This window comes from Paenibacillus forsythiae T98 (assembly GCF_000520735.1).
GTDB classification, from domain to species: Bacteria; Bacillota; Bacilli; order Paenibacillales; family Paenibacillaceae; genus Paenibacillus_AQ; species Paenibacillus_AQ forsythiae.
The window spans coordinates 1-8,200 of record NZ_ASSC01000745.1; the positions used below are offsets into that span (position 1 = coordinate 1).

Genomic DNA, 8,200 nt, shown 5'->3' on the forward strand with positions numbered 1-8,200 from the left:
GAAACGGCCGCTGACGGCGACTCATTCACCGGATCTGCCCCACTGCCCTTCCGGGAGGCGAATTTGCCATAAGCCGCCGTCAGCAGGAACGGAACGGCGAGCACGATAGCCATCCCGGCGAAGAAGACTCCCCACTGGTTCGGATAAATGGACAGAAAGCCAGGGATGCCGCCGACGCCGATGGATGAGGCCAGAACGTGGTTGATCGTCAGCACCAACCCGCCCAGCGCGGAGCCGATCATACCGAAGATGAACGGGTATTTGTAGCGGATATTCACCCCGAAAATGGCCGGTTCGGTTACTCCGAGAAATGCGGAGATGGAGGAAGTCACCGCCAGCCCCTTGGATTTCTGCTCGCGGAACACAAGCAGCATGGCCAGCGCCGCCGAGCCTTGCGCGATGTTGGAGAGCGCCAGCATCGGCCACAGGAAGGTCCCTCCCTTGCTGCCGATGAGCTGCACGTCAACGGCCAAGAACGTATGATGCATCCCGGTTACGACCAGCAGCGCGTAAAATCCGCCGTACAGCAGGCCGCCAAGGGCCGGAAGCGTATTGAACACATGCACCAGTCCGTTCGTGATTGCGTTTCCAATTGCAAAGGTGACCGGCCCGATAATCGTAAAGGCCAGGAAGCCCGTTACCAGCAGCGCCACCGGAGCGACGACGAGCAGCTTGATGGAATCGTGAACTCTTTTATTCAGAAATCTCTCAATACGGGCAAGCAGGTAAGCGGATACAAGCACCGGAAGGACCTGGCCCTGATAACCGATCTTCTCCAGCTGCCATCCGAACAGATTCCAGTGCGGAATCGTGCCTTCCTGCGCAGCCTGGGCGTAGCCCCAGGCGTTCAGCAGATCCGGATGGACGAGAATCAGCCCGAGCACAATCCCGAGAAGCGGGCTGCCGCCGAACCGGTTCACGGCGGACCAGCCGATAAGCGCCGGGAGGAAGGTGAACGCGGTATTGGCGATCAGGTTGATAATGCCGGCGAAGTCCGTCCATGCCGGGTATTCCTGCACCAGGGACCGCCCTTCAAAGAAGATGCCGGGTCCCGTCAATATATTATTGATGCCGAGCAGCAGGCCTGCGGTGACGATGGCGGGCAGAATCGGAATGAAGATATCCGCCAGCGTCTTGATTGCCTGCTGCAGCGGATTTTGCTTTTTGCCCGCCAGCTTCTTGACGTCGTCCTTGGAGGAACGCTGCCCTCCGGTAATGGCGATCATCTCATCATACACCTTGTCTACGAGTCCGGGTCCGATGACGACCTGAAATTGCCCTTGCGAGGAGAATTGTCCCTTTACCAGATCGTTCTGCTCCAGCAGCTTCTGATCCACTTTGCTCTCGTCAACCAGGGAGAATCTCAATCTCGTTACACAGTGCGTTGCAGCCTCGATGTTGTCTGCTCCGCCGACACCCCGGACGATCTCTTCCACGCTTGCTCTATTTAATGCCATTCGCTTGTTGCTCCCTTCGTTTATGCTATTAGGTCTGACGAATGATCCACATATAGGAGGCGTACGGCGTCAGCTCAATCCGCGCTTTCAGTGCCGGAGTCGGCTTCGTATTGCCCACCAGCAGCTCGGCTGCTCCCCCGCTTATGCGCTGTGCCGTAAATTCTTCCGGGAAATCGAAGACAGCGCTGCGGCTGCCGAAATTGGACACGACTACCAGAGTCTCCCTACCGGTTATCCGGGCATAAGCGAATACCTGCGAATGACCTTCGTCCAGGCGCTCATATTTTCCATTTGTTATAACGTCTGCTTCCTTGCGCAGCGCAATGAGCTTCTTATAATGGCTGTACACGGAATCCGGATCGTTTAACTGGTTCTTAACATTAATTTCACGGTAGCGTTCATCCACCTTAATCCACGGCGTTCCGGTTGTAAAGCCCGCCTGCGGACTGTCATCCCATTGCATCGGCGTGCGTGAATTGTCACGGGACCGTTCGCGGATGATATCCAGCGCCTCTTCGGCGGTCTTTCCCTGCTCCTGCAGGATGGCGTACATGTTCAGAGATTCAATATCCCGCAGCTCTCCGATATCGTTCCAGTGGGGGTTCGGCATGCCGATTTCCTCCCCTTGAAACACGTAAGGCGTTCCTTGAAGTCCGTGCAGCGTCGTTGCCAGCATTTTGGCGCTTTCCACCCGGTACTCGTCGTCATCGGCGAATCTGGACAAGGCCCGGGGCTGATCGTGGTTGTTCAGGAACAAGGCATTCCAGCCGCCGCCTTGCTGCATGCCGGTCTGCCACTCCGACAGCAGCGCCTTCAGCTGCTCGAAATCGTAAGGCATAAGCTCCCACTTTTTGCCGCCGGGATAGTCTACTTTCAGGTGGTGGAAGTTGAAGGTCATCGAGAACTCCCGTTCCTCCGGATTCGAATACCGGATGCAATGCTCCATACTTGTGGAAGACATTTCCCCCACGGTTACCGTATCGGGTCCGAATACTCTTTGATTCATCTCCTTGAGATACTCGTGCACCCTTGGCCCGTCGGTATAGAACCTCCGTCCGTCTCCCGGCGCTATGCTGCCGTCATCCTCCGGGAACTGCTGATCCTTGGATATCAGGTTGATGACGTCCATCCGGAAGCCGCAGACCCCCTTGTTCGCCCAAAAGCTCATCAGACGGTAGATCTCTTCCCTTACCTTCGGATTTTCCCAATTGAGATCGGCTTGCGTCTTGTCGAACAGCGTAAGAAAATACTGGCCTGTGCCTTCATCGAACTGCCAGGCGGAGCCGCCGAATTTGGACTGCCAGTTGTTCGGAGGGCTTCCATCCGGCTTCGGATCTCTCCAGATATAATAATCACGGTACGGATTGTCCTTCGATTGCTTCGCCTCCCGGAACCACTTGTGCTCCGTTGACGAATGGTTGACGACAATGTCCAGCATCAGATTCATGCCCCTGCGCCGGACCTCGGCCGCCAGCTCGTCGAAATCCTCCATCGTGCCGAACTGCGGATCGATTTCGCAATAATCGGCTACGTCGTAACCGTTATCATTTTGCGGGGAAACATATACCGGCTGGAGCCAAATAATATCGATTCCAAGATCCTGCAAGTAATCCAGCTTCTCCAGCAGCCCCCGGATATCGCCCTGTCCGCTGCCTGTCGTATCCTTAAAGCTCTTGGGGTACACCTGATACACCGTTGAGCGGCGCCACCACTCCTGTCCTTTAACCTCGTTCACAGCCTGATCCCTCCCAAATCATCATTCAATTTCATATAACACGGATTTATAACGCTTTCGGAAAACGCTTTATTTAATGAGTACAATTCTCCGACAACTTGTATATACAGGTTGTTTTTCATACCCCTATATTAAACCTGTATATACAGGTTGTCAATGAAAGCGTTCAATTTATTTTTATATGCCTGTTCAAACCCAGAGTCCTCTGCTACTATGAAACAATATATATCTGTACTTAAATCAGAACAGAGGTGAATTGGCATGTATTTGGCTCCATTATTTGAAAATGATGTACCTGCAGCACCCTCCCGCCCTTAATGGAGCGAAGGTGACTGCGCCTTTCCGTTAGGGCATATCGCAGCCTGAATAAAAACGGAGGGTACTAAAATGAAAAACACTTGGTTAGGTTCTATATATTTGGCTTTGGCCGCCAGCATTTGGGGCGGTATGTACGTTGTTGTTAAAGTTGTGGTATCGGTCATCCCTCCAATGGAACTTGTGTGGATGCGCTATGTCGTGGCACTTGCCGCACTTGTCGCGATCGGCTTGATCACACGGCAAAAATGGCGAATCCATAAACGCCACTTTCTGCTCATCATAGCTATCGGAGTTATTGGCAACGCCATTTCGATTGTGGCCCAAGAAACCGGCACCATGCTGTCCTCCGCGCAGACGGGAGCCATGATCACCTCTTCAACACCGGCATTTATGGTTATTTTTGCCCGGCTGCTGCTTAAAGAACGGTTGACTGTCAAAAAGGGACTCTCCGTTTGTCTGGCGACCATCGGAGTTTTGCTGATCGTTGGAGTCGATCATGTGAATTCGTCCAGCAAGCTTGGCGGGATTTCATTGCTCGCTGCGGCTTTAACATGGGCGCTCATGTCAGTGCTTGTAAAGCGTGTGCCTGGTGATTATTCACAAATTGTGGTGACCACCTATTCCATTCTGGTAGCCCTGATTGTGCTGACCCCTTTTGTCCTTGGACGGCTGCCCGCCCTTCCCGCCTCTCAGCTGGCGCACCCCGCGATTTGGGGAGGTCTCTTGTATTTGGGCGTGGTCTCAACGGCAGGGGGATTTCTGCTTTGGAATCGCGGATTACAGATGCTTAACGCCTCAAGCGGGGGATTGTTTTTCTTCTTTCAACCCGTGGTCGGGACATTGCTCGGATGGATAATTCTAGGAGAACGGATAGGCGCAACGTTTTGGATCGGCTCGGTCCTGATTGTTGGCGGTGTCCTGTTCGTGATCAACGAAAAATCGTAGTTTTGGCAACCCCTTCAGCCTTGGCTGAAGGGGTTTTTCAGATTCAGGTGATCCAACCAGCCGGCCAAGTCTCGACTCCCTCACGATTCCAGGTGTCGACCACCACCTTCACTTTATGTAAGTGAATTTATATTTGCTATTTACTATAATAATGATATAATCATTTTAAACACATTTCCATAAGAGAAAGGAAGATTAAACATGTCAACTGTATTATATATCACTGCCCACCCTAACGATCATCATACCTCCTATAGTCTTGCTGTAGGAAAAGAATTTATTGAGGCTTACCGTGGAGCCAACCCGGCCGATGAAGTCGTCCATCTGGATCTGTACAAACTGGATATTCCGGTTATTGATGCCGACGTATTTAGCGGTTGGGGCAAGCTGCAGTCAGGAAGCGGCTTCGACCAGCTGTCCGCCGCCGAACAAGCCAAGGTAGCGCGGTTGGGTGAAATTGTGGATCAATTCGTGGCGGCCGATAAGTATGTTTTTGTCAGCCCCATGTGGAATTTCTCTTTCCCGCCTGTATTGAAGGCTTATATTGACGCCGTTTCCGTGGCAGGTAAAACCTTCCAGTATTCCGCGAATGGTCCGGTTGGCCTCTTGACCGGCAAAAAAGGGCTGCACATTCAGGCAAGCGGCGGAGTATACTCCGAGGGTCCTGCTGCCGGATTTGAAAGCGGCTTTAGCTATCTGAAGAAAATTTCCCAATTCTTTGGCATGGATTCGTTTGAGGGCATCTTTGTGGAAGGTACGGCCGCAGCGCCGGACCAGGCTCAGACGATCAAAGAAAAGGCAATCGCCAAAGCGAAGGAAACAGCAGCCCAGTTCTAAGCTTAATTCATCGGTCAAAAAGAGGGCGGAAAGCCCGTCTTTCTGCACCGCCTCAAGCGGGCCCGCATCTGGCGGGTCCGTAAGGCTGGCGAAACTCCAGGCAACGAGCGAGAAAGCAGACGATTCAGCCCTTCGGCTTCCCAAACAGGAAGCCGAAGGGCATTATTTATGTACCGGGACATTTCCAAAGGCCCCCTGTGGATTAACCCTCGCGGACAGGCCCATTCCGGTATCCAAGAGCTCGAAGCCCGCTATCCGTTGATGGCCGTAAACACCGACCGGTAGTGAGTATCCGGCCTGCGGCTGGCCCCGGAAACAAGTCTTGTCAATTCAGGCAGAGACTCCATGCGGATACCCGTTCCCAGCTTGTACAGGTAAGCCATCGAAGCCGCAACCTCCTCAAGAGAAGCATTGCCCGCCCGTTCGCCGATCCCGGAAACCGTCACGCTGGCCTGCGCAGCGCCTCCATGAAAGGCGGACAGCGTGTTCGCCGTGGCCAGCCCGAAGTCGTTATGACCGTGGAATTCGACCGGCAGCAGGCAGCGTTCAGTCAAATGCCGAATCCTCCGGAATGTTTCAAAAGGGTCCAGGCAGCCGACCGTGTCGGCATAGCGCAGGCGCTCCGCCCCGCAGGTTGCCGCCGTATCGGCATAGCGCAGCAAGAATTCCGGATCGGCCCGGGAAGCGTCCTCCGCCCCGACAAAAGCGGTGCAGCCGAGACTTTTGGTCAATTCCAGCATTTCCCGCAGCCGCTTCAGCACCCATTCTCTGCTCTTCCTGAGCTTGTGTTCAATATGCAGATCGGATACCGGCAAAGACATATGAATACAGGAGAAGCCGCAGTCAACCGAGGCCATAATATCATTTCTGTCCGCACGGTTCCAGGCAATAAGGACGGCATTCAGGGGCAAGGACAACAGCTGCCCCAGCGTTTCCCGTTCCCGTTCTCCCATGGCCGGAATACCCGCTTCGATCCACCGGATGCCGGCCCGGTCAAGCGCGATCGCCATCTTCGCTTTCTCTTCGGGAGAGAAGACAACGCCTGCCGCCTGTTCGCCGTCCCGAAGGGTGGTATCCACAAGCTCAAATTGAACGCCCGATTGCATCCTGCCTGCTCTCCTCCTTGTCCAGATCTATGTATGCCCGGGACCGGCTCGTAAGACCGGTCCTCTCTATTCAGGCTCGTCAAGCTCACTCTGCCGCGCATATAATTCCATCAGCTCGTTATCCTGAATCGGCCGCTTCCGGCGCTCCGCAAGCTCTCTCACCTGCTCCAGCAGCAGCACCGCCTCATTCGAGGCAAGCTCGACATTCCATTCCCGGAACTTGTGCTTCAAGGAAGAAGTCCCCGAGTGCTTGCCGATGAGCAGCTTCCGGGCAAGGCCCACTTCTTCCGGCCGGATGATCTCGTACAGCTCCGGGTTCTTCGCAATGCCGTCCACATGAATGCCGGACTCATGAGCGAAGACATTCCGGCCGATCACCGCTTTGTCCAGCGGCACCTTGATATTCATGGCGGACAGAATGGCTTCGCAATCATCGGCCAGCGTATGGGCGGAAGGTCCTTCCGTCTGCTTCCACAGCACCTTGACGGCCATCAGCACTTCTTCCATTGCCGCTTTCCCCTTGGAGCCTACACCCGCTACCGATACGCCGATATGCTTCACACCCGCCTTCAACGCCGCCAGACTGTTGGCTGTCGCCAGGCCGAGCGCATTGGCGCCGCAGAACTCAACCGGACAAGTGGCGCTCTCCAGCAGCTCGGCCAGATTGCTGCGGGCGATTAACGGGTCAAGCTTGCTTTTGCTGTCGGCATAAATCACCCGCTTGACCCCATAGCGTTCAACAAGCGGCCAATAGGCGTCAAACCGGGGGAAATGGTCCGCCGACAGGTCTTCAATGTATAAACAGATTTCTTCCGCGAACTCCCTCGCGGCCTTGAGCGCGGCATCCAGCTTGAACAACGGCATCTGGACGTTCGTATTGGACCAAAGGATTGCCAGCCGAGAGAACCCCATCGACCTCGCCAGCGATAAATCATCGGCGGTAGGGCGAACCCGGCAGCGAATCCGCTCCGCTAGCTCGGCGCTGGCAATCGCGCTCCGGTAGGCGTGGATATGTCTGAGATACACGTCAAAGACATTTAAGCCGTAGCGCTGCAAAATCGTTGCCATGGCGCCGATCTCCTCCAGCTCGACCGAGCGCCGAAACGCTTCGTCAACGGTATAATCGATCAGCTCGGTCATGATGGGCCCATTCCGGGTGGATGGCCCGGATGGCCGCCAGGATGACCCGGATGACCGCCCGGATGGCCGTGGCCCGCAGCGAAGTCCGGAACGGCGTCGTTTTCCTTGCCGGTAATGTGCACAGGCGTAATCCGGATAACCGCCACAGCGTTTCCGTCCATCGCCGAGCGGTATCTCTCCACCATTTTCTCGGAGATGGCCTGCTTGTAGAAACCGGGAGTAAATTTGTCAAGAATCTTCTGCAATACCCCGGTCGCCTCACAGACATCTGTCACCCGCTCCGCCTTCCCGAATACCATAACGCTCATGTACGAGGTATCCGCCTTGCAGGGAACGGAATCAGAGATGGTGCCGTTCTCCCGGTATACGGTGAAGCTGACGGACGGGTTGTCTGCGAGGAGACGTAGCTTTTTGCCCGAACCCATGCCGTGAAAATAGACCGATCCCTCATGCCAGACATAATTGACGGGCACGGCGTAAGGATACTCATCGCCACTGATTCCGACGATGCCCACCCGGGACTCGGACAGAAATTGTTCAATTTTATGCTGGTCGCGGCAATCTCTTGCCTTGTAGCTCACATGTTCCATCATCCGATGATATACTTCCTTTCTTGTGCCGCAAGCTCCGCTTCCGCCAGTCTTGTGAGAAATTCCGCCATC

General features: G+C 54.7%; 7 protein-coding genes. 2 read left to right on the top strand and 5 right to left on the bottom strand.

Annotated elements, in window-relative coordinates; all coding sequences use genetic code 11:
- A partial coding sequence (gene treP, locus L692_RS0122590; RefSeq protein WP_025702245.1) for a PTS system trehalose-specific EIIBC component occupies window positions 1–1,457 on the bottom strand: 1,457 nt, incomplete at its 3' end.
- A 28-nt stretch (window positions 1,458–1,485) separates the two neighbouring features.
- Window positions 1,486–3,192, bottom strand: coding sequence for an alpha,alpha-phosphotrehalase (treC, locus tag L692_RS0122595; protein ID WP_025702246.1), 1,707 nt, complete (start codon window positions 3,190–3,192; stop codon window positions 1,486–1,488).
- 387 nt (window positions 3,193–3,579) lie between these two features.
- Here treC and L692_RS0122600 point away from each other — a divergent pair, with 387 nt between their 5' ends.
- Together L692_RS0122600 and L692_RS0122605 are read left to right on the top strand one after the other, a co-directional pair.
- Window positions 3,580–4,455 (top strand): DMT family transporter, encoded by an 876-nt coding sequence (locus tag L692_RS0122600; RefSeq protein ID WP_025702247.1) that lies wholly within the window; start codon window positions 3,580–3,582, stop codon window positions 4,453–4,455.
- Between the two features lie 201 nt (window positions 4,456–4,656).
- Window positions 4,657–5,292: an FMN-dependent NADH-azoreductase gene (locus L692_RS0122605; protein ID WP_025702248.1), complete on the top strand. Its 636-nt coding sequence runs from the start codon at window positions 4,657–4,659 to the stop codon at window positions 5,290–5,292.
- A 251-nt stretch (window positions 5,293–5,543) separates the two neighbouring features.
- On the opposite strand, the gene L692_RS0122610 is transcribed toward L692_RS0122605, so the two are convergent.
- The 3 genes from L692_RS0122610 to L692_RS0122620 all read right to left on the bottom strand — a co-directional run.
- Entirely contained in the window at window positions 5,544–6,398 is an 855-nt protein-coding gene (locus L692_RS0122610; protein ID WP_025702249.1) for a beta/alpha barrel domain-containing protein, read from the bottom strand.
- A gap of 66 nt (window positions 6,399–6,464) precedes the next feature.
- Window positions 6,465–7,538: a homocitrate synthase/isopropylmalate synthase family protein gene (locus L692_RS0122615; protein ID WP_025702250.1), complete on the bottom strand. Its 1,074-nt coding sequence runs from the start codon at window positions 7,536–7,538 to the stop codon at window positions 6,465–6,467.
- Window positions 7,535–8,200 (bottom strand): pyridoxamine 5'-phosphate oxidase family protein (locus L692_RS0122620; RefSeq protein WP_232238846.1); only part of this gene is annotated, 666 nt, incomplete at its 5' end. The genes L692_RS0122615 and L692_RS0122620, both read right to left, overlap by 4 nt.